This window comes from Hydrogenophaga crassostreae (genome assembly GCF_001761385.1).
Lineage (GTDB): Bacteria > Pseudomonadota > Gammaproteobacteria > Burkholderiales > Burkholderiaceae_C > Hydrogenophaga > Hydrogenophaga crassostreae.
In genome coordinates, this window is sequence record NZ_CP017476.1 from 1,270,178 (window position 1) to 1,285,110 (window position 14,933).

12 protein-coding genes and 1 pseudogene are annotated in these 14,933 nt (G+C 62.9%); 8 read left to right on the forward strand and 5 right to left on the reverse strand.

Annotated elements, in window-relative coordinates; genetic code table 11:
* Window positions 1-45: 45 nt before the first annotated feature.
* Entirely contained in the window at window positions 46-738 is a 693-nt protein-coding gene (gene radC / locus LPB072_RS05965) for a RadC family protein (RefSeq protein ID WP_066092715.1), read from the reverse strand.
* 140 nt (window positions 739-878) lie between these two features.
* Here radC and LPB072_RS05970 point away from each other — a divergent pair, with 140 nt between their 5' ends.
* The 3 genes from LPB072_RS05970 (at window position 879) to serS (ending at window position 3,725) form a co-directional block, all read left to right on the forward strand.
* Window positions 879-1,325 (forward strand): FKBP-type peptidyl-prolyl cis-trans isomerase, encoded by a 447-nt coding sequence (locus LPB072_RS05970; RefSeq protein WP_066092720.1) that lies wholly within the window; start codon window positions 879-881, stop codon window positions 1,323-1,325.
* Complete coding sequence (gene ispH, locus LPB072_RS05975) at window positions 1,325-2,308, forward strand: 4-hydroxy-3-methylbut-2-enyl diphosphate reductase (protein WP_066092723.1); 984 nt, start codon at window positions 1,325-1,327, stop codon at window positions 2,306-2,308. The genes LPB072_RS05970 and ispH overlap by 1 nt, the downstream gene beginning before the upstream one ends.
* A gap of 106 nt (window positions 2,309-2,414) precedes the next feature.
* A complete protein-coding gene (gene serS / locus LPB072_RS05980; protein ID WP_066092727.1) occupies window positions 2,415-3,725 on the forward strand; it encodes a serine--tRNA ligase in 1,311 nt (436 codons plus the stop codon).
* On the opposite strand, the pseudogene LPB072_RS05985 reads toward serS, so the two are convergent.
* The 3 genes and pseudogenes from LPB072_RS05985 to LPB072_RS05995 form a co-directional block, all read right to left on the reverse strand.
* Window positions 3,722-4,854: pseudogene (locus tag LPB072_RS05985) on the reverse strand (lipocalin-like domain-containing protein). The gene serS and the pseudogene LPB072_RS05985 sit on opposite strands and share 4 nt — an antisense overlap.
* 20 nt (window positions 4,855-4,874) lie before the next feature.
* On the reverse strand, window positions 4,875-5,936 hold the full coding sequence (locus LPB072_RS05990; protein ID WP_066092729.1) for a PLP-dependent cysteine synthase family protein: 1,062 nt from the start codon (window positions 5,934-5,936) through the stop codon (window positions 4,875-4,877).
* Between the two features lie 187 nt (window positions 5,937-6,123).
* Complete coding sequence (locus tag LPB072_RS05995) at window positions 6,124-8,682, reverse strand: ABC transporter permease (RefSeq protein WP_066092732.1); 2,559 nt, start codon at window positions 8,680-8,682, stop codon at window positions 6,124-6,126.
* A gap of 96 nt (window positions 8,683-8,778) precedes the next feature.
* On the opposite strand from LPB072_RS05995, the gene LPB072_RS23665 reads away from it, so the two are divergent.
* The 5 genes from LPB072_RS23665 to LPB072_RS06015 all read left to right on the forward strand — a co-directional run bounded on the left by LPB072_RS23665 (window position 8,779) and on the right by LPB072_RS06015 (window position 14,186).
* Complete coding sequence (locus LPB072_RS23665; protein ID WP_197508912.1) at window positions 8,779-8,946, forward strand: hypothetical protein; 168 nt, start codon at window positions 8,779-8,781, stop codon at window positions 8,944-8,946.
* Window positions 8,947-9,118: 172 nt separating this feature from the next.
* Window positions 9,119-9,595 (forward strand): MarR family winged helix-turn-helix transcriptional regulator, encoded by a 477-nt coding sequence (locus LPB072_RS06000; RefSeq protein WP_066092735.1) that lies wholly within the window; start codon window positions 9,119-9,121, stop codon window positions 9,593-9,595.
* A gap of 76 nt (window positions 9,596-9,671) precedes the next feature.
* Window positions 9,672-11,147: an efflux transporter outer membrane subunit gene (locus LPB072_RS06005; RefSeq protein ID WP_066092738.1), complete on the forward strand. Its 1,476-nt coding sequence runs from the start codon at window positions 9,672-9,674 to the stop codon at window positions 11,145-11,147.
* A 54-nt stretch (window positions 11,148-11,201) separates the two neighbouring features.
* Window positions 11,202-12,545: an HlyD family secretion protein gene (locus LPB072_RS06010; protein WP_066092741.1), complete on the forward strand. Its 1,344-nt coding sequence runs from the start codon at window positions 11,202-11,204 to the stop codon at window positions 12,543-12,545.
* Window positions 12,546-12,569: 24 nt separating this feature from the next.
* Window positions 12,570-14,186, forward strand: a complete 1,617-nt coding sequence (locus tag LPB072_RS06015; protein WP_066092744.1) for a DHA2 family efflux MFS transporter permease subunit — start codon at window positions 12,570-12,572, stop codon at window positions 14,184-14,186.
* On the opposite strand, the gene LPB072_RS06020 is transcribed toward LPB072_RS06015, so the two are convergent.
* Complete coding sequence (locus LPB072_RS06020) at window positions 14,160-14,858, reverse strand: class I SAM-dependent methyltransferase (protein WP_066093529.1); 699 nt, start codon at window positions 14,856-14,858, stop codon at window positions 14,160-14,162. The two genes, LPB072_RS06015 and LPB072_RS06020, sit on opposite strands and share 27 nt — an antisense overlap.
* Window positions 14,859-14,933: the final 75 nt, after the last annotated feature.

Genomic DNA, 14,933 nt, shown 5'->3' on the forward strand with positions numbered 1-14,933 from the left:
GCAGGGAGATCTGGGTGCATCCTGGGCATGCGTTCCAGAACGCGTTCATATGAGGCCCATTTCTGCCATTGACGCAGCCCGGTCCCGCGTGACGATGAAGTGGTCAAGTACGCGCACGTCCACCAATGCCAATGCGGCCTTGAGCGATTGCGTGAGCGCTTCGTCGGCGCGCGATGGCGTGGTGGTGCCGCTGGGGTGGTTGTGGGCGAGCACCACGGCTGCAGCATGGTGGTGCAGGGCGCGCAACACCACTTCGCGTGGGTACACGCTGGTCTGGCTCAGTGTGCCGCGAAACAGCTCTTCGAGGGCGATCAGCCGGTTCTGGCTGTCGAGAAACAGCACGGCAAACACCTCATGCTGTTTGGCACCCAGTTGCAATTGCAGGTATTCGCGCACGGCACTGGGGCTGTCGAACAGCGCTCTTTCCTGAAGCACCTGGGAAAGGGCACGACGCGCCAGCTCCAATACGGCGACCACCTCGGCCCGCTTGGCCGGTCCCAGGCCTTTGATGGTCTGGAGGGCGTCAGCGCTGGTGTGCAGCAGGCCGCTGACGCCGCCGAAGGTATCGAGCAGTTCCTGCGCCATCTGCAGCACGCCTTTACCCGCTATGCCCGTGCGCAGCAGAATGGCGAGCAATTCGGCATCGCTGAGCGCAGACGGGCCGCGCGTCAGCAGTTTTTCGCGTGGTCGCGCCTCGGCAGGCAGGCTCTTGAGCCCGCCGTTGTTTGAGCCATTCATGGCTTTTCTCCCTGATTTTTGGTGTGTGACGCCGCCTTTTTACAATAGAGCGTTCTGTGAGGCGTTGATCAGGGGGACCGAGTGTCCATTCCATGGCGCCTGCGACCTCACTTTCACCCCTCAAACAGCCAGCCATCCCTATGCCACAAGTCCAAGAAGGTTCTTTCCTCACGCTGCATTACCGGATGTCCGGTCCTGGTGGCCAGGTGATCATCAACACCTTTGATGGTCAGCCGGCCACGCTCAGCCTGGGTGCGGGCGAGCTGTCGCCGGCGATCGAGCAGCATTTGCTCGGATTGGAAGAGGGCACCCAGACGGTGATCGAACTGGAGCCGGGAGAAGCCTTCGGTGACCGCCAGCCAGACATGGTGCAGTGGGTGGCGCGCAAGCTGCTGAACCAGCTGGGCGATCCAAACGAGCAATACAAAGAAGGCGATGTGGTGCAGTTCCCGACGCCCGACGGGTTGGGCAGCTACGCGGGTGCGGCCATTGAAGTGCGGGAAGACGGTGCGGTGCTGTTCGATTTCAACCATCCGTTGGCGGGCCAACCGGTGACTTTTGAGGTTCAACTGATCGGGGTGCTCTGATGGCGAATTTTCTGGAACATTCGCAAGAGGTCTTGCTGGCCGAGCCGCGCGGTTTTTGTGCGGGGGTCGACCGGGCAATCGAGATCGTGGAGCGTGCGCTGGCCAAGTTCGGTCGCCCCATCTATGTGCGCCATGAAATCGTGCACAACACCTATGTGGTGAACGATCTGAAAGACAAGGGGGCAATTTTCATCGAGGAGCTCTCCGATGTACCGCCCGGCGCCACGCTGGTGTTTTCAGCGCACGGCGTGAGCCGTGCGGTGCAGGAAGAGGCCAAAGCCCGTGGTTTCACCATCTTTGATGCCACCTGTCCGCTGGTGACAAAGGTGCATGTGGAGGTGGCCAAGCTGCACCGCGAAGGCTTTGAATTTTTGATGATCGGTCACAAGGGCCACCCCGAGGTAGAGGGCACCATGGGCCAGCTCGACAGCGGCATTCATCTGGTGGAAGACCTGGCCGATGTGGCCCGCGTGTCCCCCGCGCAAACCGACAAACTGGCTGTGGTCACGCAAACCACCTTGTCGGTGGACGACACGGTGGAGATTCTGGCCGCAGTCAAGGCGCGCTTTCCAAAAGTGCGTGAACCCAAGCAACAAGACATTTGTTATGCCACGCAAAACCGGCAAGATGCCGTGAAGCTTTTGAGCCCGCAGGTGGACGTGGTGATCGTCGTCGGCAGCCCCACGAGCTCCAACAGCAACCGTTTGCGCGAGGTGGCGCTCAAGCTCGGCACGCCTGCGCATATGGTGGACAGCGCCGAAGAACTGCAAGCCGAATGGTTCGAAGACCGCTCGCGGGTTGGCCTGACGGCCGGTGCATCAGCGCCGGAAATTCTCGTTTTGCAAGTGATCGACCGGCTTAAGGCATTGGGCGCGATTTCGGTGCGCAAGATGGACGGCCTGGTGGAAACGGTGAAATTTCCGCTGCCCAAGGGCCTGAAGATTGAAGGCGACGACAACAAGCCGCTGGATCATCTGCACTGAACGGCTCTTCTCCGCGCCGCTGCCGGTGGCCCCCGAATGGGGGAGCCGGTTCCGCGCTGGCCTGGAGGGCAGGAGTCCGCTTCCAGGCAAAACCTACAATCACGACATGCTCGATATCAATACCCTCCGCAAAGACCTCGACGCCACCATCGCCCGGCTCGAAACCCGCAAAAAACCCCAGGCGTTCTTGAACGTGGATACGTTCAAGGATCTGGAGTCGGAACGCAAGACGCTGCAAACCCGCACCGAAGAGCTGCAAAGCCAGCGCAACACGCTGTCCAAACAGATCGGTCAACTCAAAGCCAAGGGCGAGAGCGTGGAGCCGGTGATGGTTGCTGTGGGTGAGATCAAGGTCGAGCTGGAGGCTTCGGCCGCACGCCTGGAAGTGATCCAGGCCGAGTTGCAGACGCTGCTGTTGGCGGTGCCGAATGTGCCGCACGAGAGCGTTCCAGTGGGCGCAGACGAAGAGGGCAATGTGGAAGTGCGCCGATGGGGTGTGGTGCGTGAATTTGATTTTAAGGTGCGCGACCACGTAGACATTGGTGCGCCACTGGGGCTGGACTTTGACACCGGCGTGAAACTCACCGGTTCGCGTTTCACCTTCATGCGCGGTCCCATCGCCCGATTGCACCGTGCGCTGGCCCAGTTCATGCTCGATGTGCAGACGCAAGAACACGGCTACACCGAGTGCTACACGCCTTACATCGTCAACGCCGAAACCCTGCGCGGTACCGGCCAGCTGCCCAAATTCGAGGGTGATCTGTTTGCCGCGAAGAAGGGCGGGCAGGATGGCGAAGAGGCGCCCGATCTGCAGGCGCTTTACCTGATCCCCACCAGCGAGGTGACGCTGACCAACACGGTGCGCGACACCGTGGTGGCCGAGAGCGAACTGCCGATCCGCCTGACCGCCCACACGCCGTGCTTTCGATCCGAGGCGGGCAGCGCCGGGCGTGATACCCGCGGCCTGATTCGCCAGCATCAGTTTGACAAGGTCGAGATGGTGCAGATCGTGCATCCCGAGAAGAGCTACGAAGCGCTGGAGGCCATGACGGGTCACGCCGAGGCGGTGTTGCAGAAGCTGGGTCTGCCTTACCGCGTGATGAGCCTGTGCACCGGTGACATGGGTTTTGGCGCTACCAAGACCTACGATCTGGAAGTCTGGGTGCCCGCCCAGGCTGTGTACCGCGAGATCAGTTCGGTATCGAACTGCGAGGCCTTTCAGGCGCGCCGCTTGCAGGCCCGTTTCAAGAATGCGCAGGGCAAAAACGAGCTGGTGCACACGCTCAACGGATCCGGCCTGGCCGTGGGCCGTGCTTTGGTGGCGGTGCTGGAGAATTGCCAGAACGCCGACGGCAGTGTGACAGTGCCCGAGGTGCTGCGCCCTTACATGGGCGGTTTGGAGAAGCTCGTTCCCTAAAGAACGAGTCGCTGTGCGTAGCCGGTCATCTCGAGATAGCCGCGCCCCACGCGCTTCGCTTGGGCGTCGAGCAGGTCGCTCAAGCCCTCCCAATACACAGTGCCGGTGCTTTGCCGGCTGTCGAGTTCCTGCGCGTCCACCAGCGCCTGCACGGTGAAAACCCCTGCGGGCGAGGTCACCCGCCAGGCCACGGGGTAGCGCGCCCGGGTCAGCGGGCTGGTCCAGTGGCGCAGCGGTTCGAAAAGCACCGCGTCATGGTTAAAATCTGGGCCCCCAATGGGGCATCGCGCTGGGCCGCTGAGCGCCACGAACCGCCCGCCCACAGCGACGTACCATCGGCGCGTCGCAGGCGAAACGCGGTGAGACTGTCGCCGTTGTCCAGGTTCATGCCGATCCAGTCCCAACCCACCGCATCCGGATGCAGCAGCGATTCGCTCCATTCGTGGTCCAGCCAGGCGCGCCCTTGCTGGATGGCGATGGGTTTGCCTTTGACGGTCAAACGTCCGCTCACCCCCAGTTGAGGCTGGCTCACGTAAAAGCTGCTTTGCGCTGGCTCAGGGCCTTTTCGGGAAAAACCATTCTGGCCTTGCAACAGGTGGCTTTGCATGGGCAGGGCGTTCAGTTCGATCTGGAAATCGCTGGCGTTGACACGGGCCTGGTAGCGCCCATCGGGCAGTCGCCGCAGCGACCAGCCGCGCAGTGCCACGCCGGTGTCATTCGCTTGCGCAAACGCGGCGCCGGGACTGTCAAAACCGGGTTGGCTGGCCGTTGCCTCGCCGTTCCAGCGCGCGATGCGCTGGTCGTGCCACAGTTGTTGTCCTTTCACATCGGCGATGGCGGCATGGGCGAACAGCAGGTGTTTGGCGGCCAGGCGGCTTTGCAGCGCCTGGGTGCCATCCACCCGGCTGCGAAAAAACGTGACCTGGAATCCATAGGTGTTGCCGTCAGTGCCGGTGGCATAGCCGGTGAGGTACCACCACTCGGTTTTGGCGTCGTTGTGGGTGCCGTTGTCGCGCGGGAAGCGCAAGGCCCGGGGCTCGGCAATGCTGTCGGATCGGGCTTGGGCAGGTGGCCATGGCAGTGCCATGCCGGCAGCCATGCAGAGCAGCTCGCGGCGTCGATTCTGCATGCCGGGTGGAGCCACTGGTTTTACCCCTGCAACCTGCGATTGATGCGCTCTTGCGCAGACTGGCAGTTGCCGAACTGCGCGGTGATCCAGGCGGGTTCAAAGTAGGTTTTGAGGTAGCGCTCACCGGTGTCGCACAGCAGGGAAAGAATGGAGCCACTCTGGTTGGCTTCGCGCATCTCTGCGGCGAGCGCCAGCATGGCCACCAGATTGGTACCGGTGGACGGCCCAACACGACGGCCGAGCAGTGCGGTGAGCGCGTGCATGGCGGCTACCGACTCTTCATTGGGGACTTCGATCATGCGGTCAATGACCGAGGGGATGAAGCTGGCCTCGACGCGCGGGCGTCCAATGCCCTCGATGCGCGAGCCGGGACTTCGCAAGGTGGCGTCGCCGCTTTGAAAGTACGCGCCAAACACCGAACCCTCTGGATCGGCGACGCAGAGTTGCGTGTCGTGGCGCTGGTAGCGAACGTAACGCCCCACGGTGGCGCTGGTGCCGCCGGTGCCCGCACCCACCACGATCCAGCGCGGTATCGGGTGGCGCTCACAGGCCATCTGGCCGAACATGCTCTGCGCGATATTGTTGTTGCCCCGCCAGTCGGTGGCGCGTTCGGCATAGGTGAACTGGTCCATGTAGTGGCCACCGGTCTCATGCGCGAGCTGTTGCGCCGCGTCGTAGACCTCATCGGCTTTTTCCACGAAATGGCAACGCCCGCCGTAAAACGTGATCTGGTCCACTTTCTCCTGTGAGGTTTTGCGGGGCATCACGGCAATAAAGGGCAGGTCAAGCAGCCGGGCGAAATAGGCTTCGCTGACAGCCGTGGACCCACTGGATGCCTCGACCACGGTGGTGCCCTTGTTCAGCCAGCCATTGCACAGCGCGTACAGAAACAGCGAGCGGGCCAGACGGTGTTTCAGGCTGCCGGTGGGGTGGGTCGATTCGTCTTTCAGAAAGAAGTCGATGCCATGGTTCGCAAACCCGGGCAGCGGCAGTGCGATCAAATGGGTGTCTGCGCTGCGGCAGATATCGGCCTCGATGCGGCCAATGGCTTCGTTGCGCCAGCGGGTGAGGGGGGTTGTCATATTGAAGCTTGAAAAGATTGAATGACCTGTTTTAGCAGGCCTCGCTCAGAAGGCGCGAACTGGGCCGTTTCGTCATTGTGGTGGACGAATGCACGTCAGGCTTGGAACCTGCAGTTTGAGTCGATTTTCCGATGAGGGTGTTCAGCGCTGTGATGCGCAGCAGCCGGTGCTCCGCGCTACGGGCGATCTACCAGTCCTCTTTCACCGCTTGAACCGCATCGCGCCCGGCTGCGGCCCTGCCGGCCAGCCAGGCGGTGGCGGTACCGGCCAGAATCACGGCGAAACACAAGGCCAGCAAGCGCATCCAGGGCAGCGCGAGGTCCATGGTCCAGTGAAAGCTCTGTGGGTTCACCACATGCACCAGCACCACGCTCACCGCGAGGCCAAGCGCCAACCCGGCGAGAGCACCCAAGGCGGTCCAGGCCAGTCCTTCGAGGGCGACCACGCTGAGAATTTGCCGCCGCGTCAGGCCTAGGTGGGCGAGCAAGCCAAATTCGCGCCGGCGCGCCAACACCTGTGCGCTGAAGCTGGCCGCCACGCCGAACAGGCCGATGCCGATCGCCACGGCCTGCAGCCAATAGGTCACGGCAAAACTGCGGTCAAAGATGCGCAGCGAGGTGGCTCGGATTTCGCTGACCGAGGCCAGTTCGATCAGGTCTTCGGCACCCATGGAGGCAGCGAGCGCGCGAATGGCGGTTTGCACCTGGGGTTCATTTGCGCTGGGCTCCAGGTGCAGGGCCAGATCGTTGATGCGCGGATCTCCTGAAAGTCGCAGGTAGTCGGCGCGGTCGATCACCACGCTGCCGTGCTGGCGTGCGTAGTCGCGCCACACGCCAACCACGAAAAAGCGCGTGTTTGCGGCGGGCTCGCCGAAGGCCGTTGCCAGCGCGGGCAGATCGTGGCCCTCCTGGGCACCATGCAAATCGACCATGGCTTCACTCACATAAACCGGCACGATGAATTCCCCTTTCTTATGTACCGGCAAAGTGGCAGGGCCTTTCACCAACGGCAACCGTTGTCCCGCATGCGAGCCATCGGGTTGTTCCAGTGAACGGGCGAGCAACGTCACAGGCGCCCGGTCGTCGCGCATCAGGAACTCTGTGGCGCGGAGAGGCGACACGCTTTGCACGCCTGCCACCTCGCTGACGGCCTGAACAAAGCTGTCGGGCAACGTGTTGCCCTCTCCAGACGAGGCACCCGCGCGCACGTACAGCTGGGCGGGCAAGACCCCGTCGAGCCACTGGGTGACCGAATCGCGGAAACTGGCCACCATCACGGTCAGCGCCACCGACAGGGCGAGGCTGGCCACCACACCGCTGGTGGCCACCGCGGCCGTTTCGCGCAGACGCCTTGAGCGTTCGACCGCGAGCTGAGGCAGTGCATGGCGCGCGACCAGTGGCGCAACCCGGTTCAGCAAGGCGCCTACGGCCAACGGGAGGGCCGCGATACCGCCCACCAGCAGCAGGCCCACGGCAAAGTAAGCGGCCAGCGGTATGCCCGCGATCGGGGGTGCCCAGGCCAGGCCCACCGCCAGCACCATCAAGCCCAGTGCCACCGCATGGGAGCGCGGGCTGCCGGCCTGCCCACCGCCCAGGCCCTTGAGCGCCAGTGCCGGGGCGATTTGCGCGGTTGCCCGCGCTGGCCACCAGCCGCCGATCACTGAAGCCACCACGCCCAGACCGCCATAGAGCACGGCGGCGCCGCTGCTCCACTGCAGTGGCGGAGCTTCGCCCGAAAAGTAGCCGCCACCCAGGTCGCCGCCCAATACGCTCAGGGCCAGCGCGGCCAGACCTGTGCCCAGGGCCACGCCCAGGGCGCTGCCCAGCAGGCCCAGCAAAGCCGACTCGGCCAACACCAGCCGCAAGCGCTCTGGCGCAGACAGTCCGAGCACGCCGAGCAGGGCGAACTGCTGCTGACGCCTGGCCACAGAGAGGGACAAAACGGAAAACACCAGAAATGCGCCGGTGAACAAGGCCACCAGGGCCAACACAGTGAGGTTGACTCGGTACGCACGCGACAGGTTGCTGGCTTGCTCTCCTGCTTGCGCGGGTCGCTGGGCCACGATATCGGGTGGCAATCCGAGTGCGGCGACCATTGCGTCAGCGTCGCTGCCTGGCGCCAGGCGCAGATCAATGCGGCTGATGGAGCCTACGCGGTCCATGAGCGCCTGGGCCGCGGCAATGTCCATGACGAGCAAGGGTGCGCCGGGTGCGTTGACCGTGCCGGCGACGCGCAAGCGGCGCCAGTTCAGGCCGCTCTGAACCTCGATTTCGGTGCTGTCGGGGCCCAAAGTCTGCCTGGCTGTGGCGTTCAGAAACACCGCGTCGGGGGCAAAGAGATCCATGCGTCCCGCGGTTTTCGAGGGCACGGGCATCAGCGCAGGCGACACCGCGGCCACGCTCAGTGCATCGACGCCCAGCAGTTCAACCGGTACCCGTTTCGTGTCGCTTGCGTTGGCGTAGGTGCGCAGCGAAAGCACCGGGCTGGCGTGGGCCACAGCGACCTGGTTGTGCACCTTTTCCAGCCAACGGTCATCCATCAAACCCTGGCGCGCACGCAGCTCGCGATCGGGCTGGCCATTGACCGCGCTCACTGCACTGGCAAACTCGGCCAGCGCCGAAGCATTGATCAAATGAACCGCAAGCGCCAATGCCACACCGAGCATGACAGCCACCACAGCTGCGGCATTTCGCCAGGGGTGGTGTCGCAATTCCTGCAGAGAGTAGGTGGTGAGCAAGGCGCGCATGGGATGCAAGCTTATCGCTCTAACAGGGGAAGTGTGGCCATGGGTTCGGCCTGTGGTCCAATAGGGGGTTTTCAACCACCTCTCTCTGGAACTGTCATGGGCAACAAAATCGTCACCGAAGCTGACCGCAAGCGCACCCCCCGTCCGATCCCTCCGAATGGCTCGAGCCTGCCGACCCCCGGTCGCGGCCAGCGCATCAGCCTGGAGCGCGGTGTGGCGACCCGCTCGAAAAAGAACACTGGCAAGCGCCCTCACCAGGGTTGATCCAGCGGTGTTGGGGGTGGTTGCCCCCGCCAGAAAAAGGCCCGTCAAGGGCCTTTTTTTCGTCCCGCAGCGAAAAACCGCGTTCAAAGAAAGCTTATTTTTAAATGCCTGGTAAATATTTGCCTAGGCATTAATATAATTCACCCATGTCATTTTTGATCCTGTTTCTGCCATGACCGCTCCTGTCGAGTTTTACCAAGCTGGCTCGTACTGCGCTGAAGAAAGCGTGGGCTACCTGATGAAAAAGGTGATGTTGTCCATCGTGCAGCAGGCCGACAAGCGCCTGGCCGGCTTGGACCTGACCATGGCGCAGTGGGGCCCTCTGATGCGTTTGCAGCAAAAGGGGCAATTGCCGGTGGCCGAATTGGCTCGTTGGGTGAACACCGATGCGGGTGCCATGACACGGTTGCTCGACCGCTTGGAAAAGAAGGGCCTGTGCAAACGTGTTCGTTCGCTTGAAGACCGCCGTGTGGTGATGGTGGAGCTTACGGCAGAAGGCCGCAACGCGATTGAGGATGTGCCCGCCGTTTTGGCGGAAGTGATGAATCTGCACCTGGCAGGATTCTCGAGAGCCGAATGGCAGGCGCTCAAGGGCTCCCTTTTTCGCATGATTGATAACGGCGACGCCTTGCGCGAAGCCGGCGCCTGACGGCGCCCACCCCGAAACACTTGCCTCTGCATCCCTCCGCATGCACGCTGCCTTGTTCACTTAATTGCCTAAGCAAATGAAGCCTCAACAATCAAATTCCTCCACGGGTTGGCGCGGGTCGCTCAGTGCCATGGCTGTGCTGGTCTTGACCGCCTGTGCCAGCAGCGCTGGCATTGCACCGGCCACACCAGTGGTCGCGCCAGGCGAACTGGGCTTGCCTGAGTCAGGCGCTGCAACAGAGGCGATGGTGCAGGCGGATTGGTGGGTGGCGTGGGGCGATGCCGAACTGGCGCGCCTGATGGCGCTCGCGCTGCAATCGCATCCCAATCTGCAGGTGGCTCAGGCCCGTCTGTCCAGGGCCGGTGCGGCGGTGGCGGGAGAACGGGCGGGCGAAGGCCTCAAACTGGGGCTGAACGCCGATGCCACCCGCCAGCACTTCAGCGCCAACAGCATTTACCCCGCTCCTCTGGGTGGATCGACGCGCACCCTGGCCAATGCCCAGTTGGCAGGCAGTTGGGAGTTTGACTTTTTTGGCCGCCATCGCGCGGCGATTGATGCGGCGGTGGGTGTGCAGCGCGCGGCCCAGGCCGATTTGGCCGCCGCTCGCAATGTGTTGACCAGCCAGATCGCACAAAGCTATGTGCAGCTTGGTCGCTTGTTGGCGCAACGCTCGTTGGCCGAACGTGCCCTGGCCCAGCGCGAGCACATGCTGGGACTGATTCGCCAGCGGGTGAGCGCGGGCCTGGATACCCTGGTGGAGCTGCGCCAGGGCGAAGGCGCCTTGCCAGAAGCACGGCTACAGATTGAACAAATCGACGAGCAAACCACCCATGTGCGCCACGCCCTTGCGGCCCTGGCCGGAACAGCGCCAGACGCTCTGGCCGGTCTCAGCCCATCGTTACCCGATGCCCGGAGGATGGCGCTGCCGACCGTTCTGCCCGTTGACTTGCTGGGGCGGCGCCCCGATATTGCGGCGGCCCGATGGCGCATTGAAGCCGCGACCCAGGGCATGCAGGCCGCCAAGGCGCAGTTCTACCCCAATGTCAACCTCACCGTATTTGCCGGTCTGGCCAGCATCGGCCTGGGCCATCTCGTTGAGGCGGGCAGCCGTCAATACGGTGTGGGCCCGGCCATTCATCTGCCGATCTTTGACGCTGGCAGTTTGCGCGCCAACCTGACCGCCCGCGCCGCGGATGTGGATGTGGCCATTGCCGCCTACAACGGGGCGGTGGTTGAGGCCGTGCGCGACACCGCCGACCAGATCACCAGCCTGCAATCGCTTGAGCGCCAGGGGGCCGAACAGGTGCGGGCACAGGCGGCCGCGGAGGCCAGCTACGACATCGCGCAGCAACGCTACCGCGCGGGGTTGAGCGGCTACCTCACCCTGTTGAGCGCCGAAAGCGCCGTTTTGGCGCAGCGCCGTCAAGCGGTGGAGGTGCAGTCGCGGGTGTTGTTGTCTCAAGTGGCCCTGATACGGGCCATGGGCGGTGGCGTGCAGTTGAATCCTTCGCCTGTGCCGCTCTCACCCGCCACCCACGCGGCAGCCCGCTGAACATCGCTCACCTCTTTTTGCATTGCCTTCTTCTCCTCAATATTGGAGCGCACCATGACCACTTCCAACTTGCCCAATCCAACCACCCCTCCTGGCAATCCTGCGCGTAAAAAGGCGTTGAGCGCTGTCGCTGCCGCCGTTGTGCTGGCCGGCATCGGTTACGGCGCTTACTGGGCACTGGTGCTCAACCACTTTGAATCCACCGACAACGCCTACGTGCAGGGCAATGTGGTTCAGGTGACGCCACAAATGCCGGGCACGGTGCTGGCCATCAATGCCGATGACACCGACCATGTGAAGGCTGGCCAGTGGCTGGTACGCCTCGATCCGGCTGACGCAGAGATCGCGCTGGAGCAAGCCGAAGCCAACCTGGCGCAAACCGTGCGCCAGGTGCGCACGCTCTACGCCAACGACCGCACCCAACAGGCCCAGATCGCGGCGCGCCAGGCCGACCTCGCCAAAGCCCAGGCCGATCTGGTCCGCATTCAAGACGATGTCACACGCCGTCAGCCGCTGGTGGAAACCGGGGCCGTGGGTCGCGAAGAATTCAACCATTTCAATGCACAGCTCACCGCCGCCCGCAGCACCGTGGAGGCAGCCCGTTCAGGCGTGCTTGCCGCGCGCGAACAGCTGGCTTCCAGCCAGTCGCTTACCGACGGCATTGCAGCGCAAGATCACCCCAGTGTGAAAGTGGCGGCTGCGCGGGTGCACGAAGCGGCGCTGGCTTTGCAGCGCACCAACTTGCTGGCGCCAGTGGATGGCTATGTGGCGCGGCGCAATGTGCAATTGGGACAACGTGTGCAGGCCGGTGCACCTTTGTTGTCGGTGATCGCGCTCGATGAAGTCTGGGTGGAGGCCAATTTCAAGGAAAGCCAGCTTAAAAACCTGCGCCTGGGACAGCCGGTCGAGCTCTTTGCCGACGTGTATGGCACCAAGGTGATTTACCACGGGGTGATCGAAGGCCTGGGTGCAGGTACTGGCGCCGCGTTTGCACTGTTGCCGGCCCAGAACGCAACAGGCAACTGGATCAAGGTGGTGCAACGCGTGCCCGTGCGAGTCAAGCTCGATCCGGCTGAGGTGGCGCAACATCCTTTGCGGGTGGGTTTGTCGATGGGTGCCAAGGTGGATGTGAGCAAGACCGATGGCCGCATGTTGGCTGACTCGGAAAACCAGGGTCCAGGCCGTGCCATGCAAACCAGCGTGTTTGATCAAGCCAATGCCGAGGCGGATGCGCTGGTCAAGCGCATCATCACGGCCAATGGGCTGAAGCCCGAGTCACAGGTGCAGCCCCTCGCAAAGGCCACAACAGCGTCCGATCGTTCCGCTGTCCTGCCTGTGGTCACGCAATTGGGTTCTGCGGTGATTTCTGCTGTGGGCCATCTGGCCGTGGCCAACTGACCGGCGATCGGAAGACCCACCAAGATGTCCACATCCGTCGCCACGCTCAGCGGCAGCGCCGACCGGGAGCCTGCTCCCGCGGTGGAGCCGCCAGCGCCCCACAGCCCCCCTGTATTTGCGCCACTCCAGGGCGGTCAACTGGTGCTCGGTACCATCGCTTTGTCGCTGGCCACGTTCATGAATGTGCTCGACACATCGATTGCCAACGTGTCCATCCCTGCGATCGCTGGCGACATGGGCGTGAGCCCGACGCAAGGCACCTGGGTCATCACCTCGTTTGCGGTGGCCAATGCGATCTCGGTGCCACTGACCGGGTGGCTGACCCGGCGCTTTGGTCAGGTTCGCCTGTTCACCATGAGTGTGTTGCTGTTTGTATTGGCGTCCTGGCTGTGTGGACTGGCACCCAACATCGGCACGCTGATTGCATTTCGCGTGTTGCAGGGCCTGGTGGCGGGCCCGATGATTCCGCTGTCGCAAACCCTGTTGCTGGCCAGCTACCCGCGGGCCAAGGCCGGCACGGCCATGGCCATGTGGGCCATGACGGTGCTGGTGGCGCCAGTGGCCGGGCCCTTGCTAGGCGGCTGGATCACCGACAACATTTCATGGCCATGGATCTTCTATATCAATATTCCTGTGGGCTTGTTCGCCGCTGCCCTCACCTGGTCCATCTACCGTTCGCGTGATCCAGGGCCACGCCGCGTGCCGCTCGATGTGGTGGGTTTGTTCCTTTTGGTGATCTTCGTCGGCGCGATGCAAATCATGATCGATCTGGGCAAAGAGCTTGACTGGTTCGAGTCGGCTGAAATCATCGCGCTGGCGGTGACGGCGGTGGTCAGCTTCCTGTTCTTTCTGGCCTGGGAACTCACCGACCAACACCCCATTGTGGATCTGCGTTTGTTTGCATCGCGCAACTTCCTGTCGGGCACGTTGGCGCTGTCGATCGCTTACGGGCTGTTCTTTGGCAATGTGGTGTTGTTGCCTCTGTGGTTGCAGCAGTTCATGGGTTACACGGCGACCTGGGCGGGTCTGGCCACCGCGCCGGTGGGCCTGCTGGCGATTGTCCTGTCGCCCTGGGTGGGCAAGAACGTGAGCCGCATCGATCCACGCATGCTCGCGACGGTGGCGTTTCTGGGTTTTGGTGGCGTGTTGTGGATGCGTTCGCACTTCAGCACCCAGGCTGACTTTGAAACCATACTGATTCCCACGCTGATACAGGGCGCGGCGATGGCGTTCTTTTTTATCCCGCTGCAAGCCATCGTGTTCTCGGGGTTGCCACCCGAACGCATGCCGTCAGCGGCGGGTTTGTCGAATTTTGTGCGCATCACCGCAGGCGCTGTAGGGACCTCTCTGTTCACCACCCTGTGGGCAAACCGCGCGGCCATGCATCACGCCCAACTGTCTGAGGCCATCAACGATGGCAGTGCCACGGCGGTTGGCACGATCGGCGAGATGATGGCCAGTGGCATGACGCGCGAGCAGGCCCTGGCGACCATTGACCGTCTCGTCAACCAGCAGGCCTTCACGCTGGCCGTGACCGATGTGTTCTACCTCTCTGCTGTGCTCTTCATCGCCCTGGTTGCCCTGGTCTGGGTTGCCAGACCCGCGCTCGGAGAGTCAGCGGCCGGTGGAGGGGCTCACTGAAGCCGTGCCTGGCTTGGTGAAGTTGAGAAAGCGGCCCTTGTAAGGGTCGCCGTTTTCCTGCGTCTTGGCCGCAGTGGTCATTTTCATCGACCAGCCAAGTGCCGCCATTGCCTTGGCGAAAGCCGATCGGTTGCCTCGATCGGGGTCGACGATGATCACTTCCGCCTCAGGTAAAGCGTGTTGGTCGATGAAGCGGGCCAACTGGTCGGGCTGTTGTCGTTCGTACAACACATCGCTGCCCACGATCAAGTCAAAGCGACCCAGCCCACTGGCGCCATCGGCATCGTCAATGGCCCAGTTGCCTGCGTGATAGGGCAAGTTGTCCAGTGTGTTGGACCGCAGGTTGTCTTGCAGGAACGTTTCGGTGAGCGGATGCCAGTCGGTAACCGTGACATCGCCTTCGCGCCTGTGCATCACCAGGCTGGCCAGTGCCAGTCCGGCGCCAATCTCCAGAATGCGCTTGCCGGCGATGGCATGGGTGTCCATCGCCAAGGCCAGCACGCGTGCCGAGGGCCACACCTGACCAAACAAGGGCCAGCCAGATTCGCCCATTCCGGCGTTCTGCGCCGTGCCCTGGGGGTCGGCGTATTGCTGGTTGTCAAGCAGTGAGCAAATCGCGTAGTCCCAGCCACCGATCGTGACGGTTTGGTGTTTGACCTGGTAGCCGGGCATGGGGTCCCTTTCATGGGTGGCGCTGTGAATCGGTTCGATTTCACCGGGCACCCAATGGAAGAGGCATGCGAGATG

Bases quoted from the DNA above. Each gene is read 5' to 3' on its own strand.
- radC (WP_066092715.1), bottom strand. From the start codon at position 738: ATGAATGGCTCAAACAACGGCGGGCTCAAGAGCCTGCCTGCCGAGGCG.
- LPB072_RS05970 (WP_066092720.1), top strand. From the start codon at position 879: ATGCCACAAGTCCAAGAAGGTTCTTTCCTCACGCTGCATTACCGGATG.
- ispH (WP_066092723.1), top strand. From the start codon at position 1,325: ATGGCGAATTTTCTGGAACATTCGCAAGAGGTCTTGCTGGCCGAGCCG.
- serS (WP_066092727.1), top strand. From the start codon at position 2,415: ATGCTCGATATCAATACCCTCCGCAAAGACCTCGACGCCACCATCGCC.
- LPB072_RS05990 (WP_066092729.1), bottom strand. From the start codon at position 5,936: ATGACAACCCCCCTCACCCGCTGGCGCAACGAAGCCATTGGCCGCATC.
- LPB072_RS05995 (WP_066092732.1), bottom strand. From the start codon at position 8,682: ATGCGCGCCTTGCTCACCACCTACTCTCTGCAGGAATTGCGACACCAC.
- LPB072_RS23665 (WP_197508912.1), top strand. From the start codon at position 8,779: ATGGGCAACAAAATCGTCACCGAAGCTGACCGCAAGCGCACCCCCCGT.
- LPB072_RS06000 (WP_066092735.1), top strand. From the start codon at position 9,119: ATGACCGCTCCTGTCGAGTTTTACCAAGCTGGCTCGTACTGCGCTGAA.
- LPB072_RS06005 (WP_066092738.1), top strand. From the start codon at position 9,672: ATGAAGCCTCAACAATCAAATTCCTCCACGGGTTGGCGCGGGTCGCTC.
- LPB072_RS06010 (WP_066092741.1), top strand. From the start codon at position 11,202: ATGACCACTTCCAACTTGCCCAATCCAACCACCCCTCCTGGCAATCCT.
- LPB072_RS06015 (WP_066092744.1), top strand. From the start codon at position 12,570: ATGTCCACATCCGTCGCCACGCTCAGCGGCAGCGCCGACCGGGAGCCT.
- LPB072_RS06020 (WP_066093529.1), bottom strand. From the start codon at position 14,858: ATGCCCGGCTACCAGGTCAAACACCAAACCGTCACGATCGGTGGCTGG.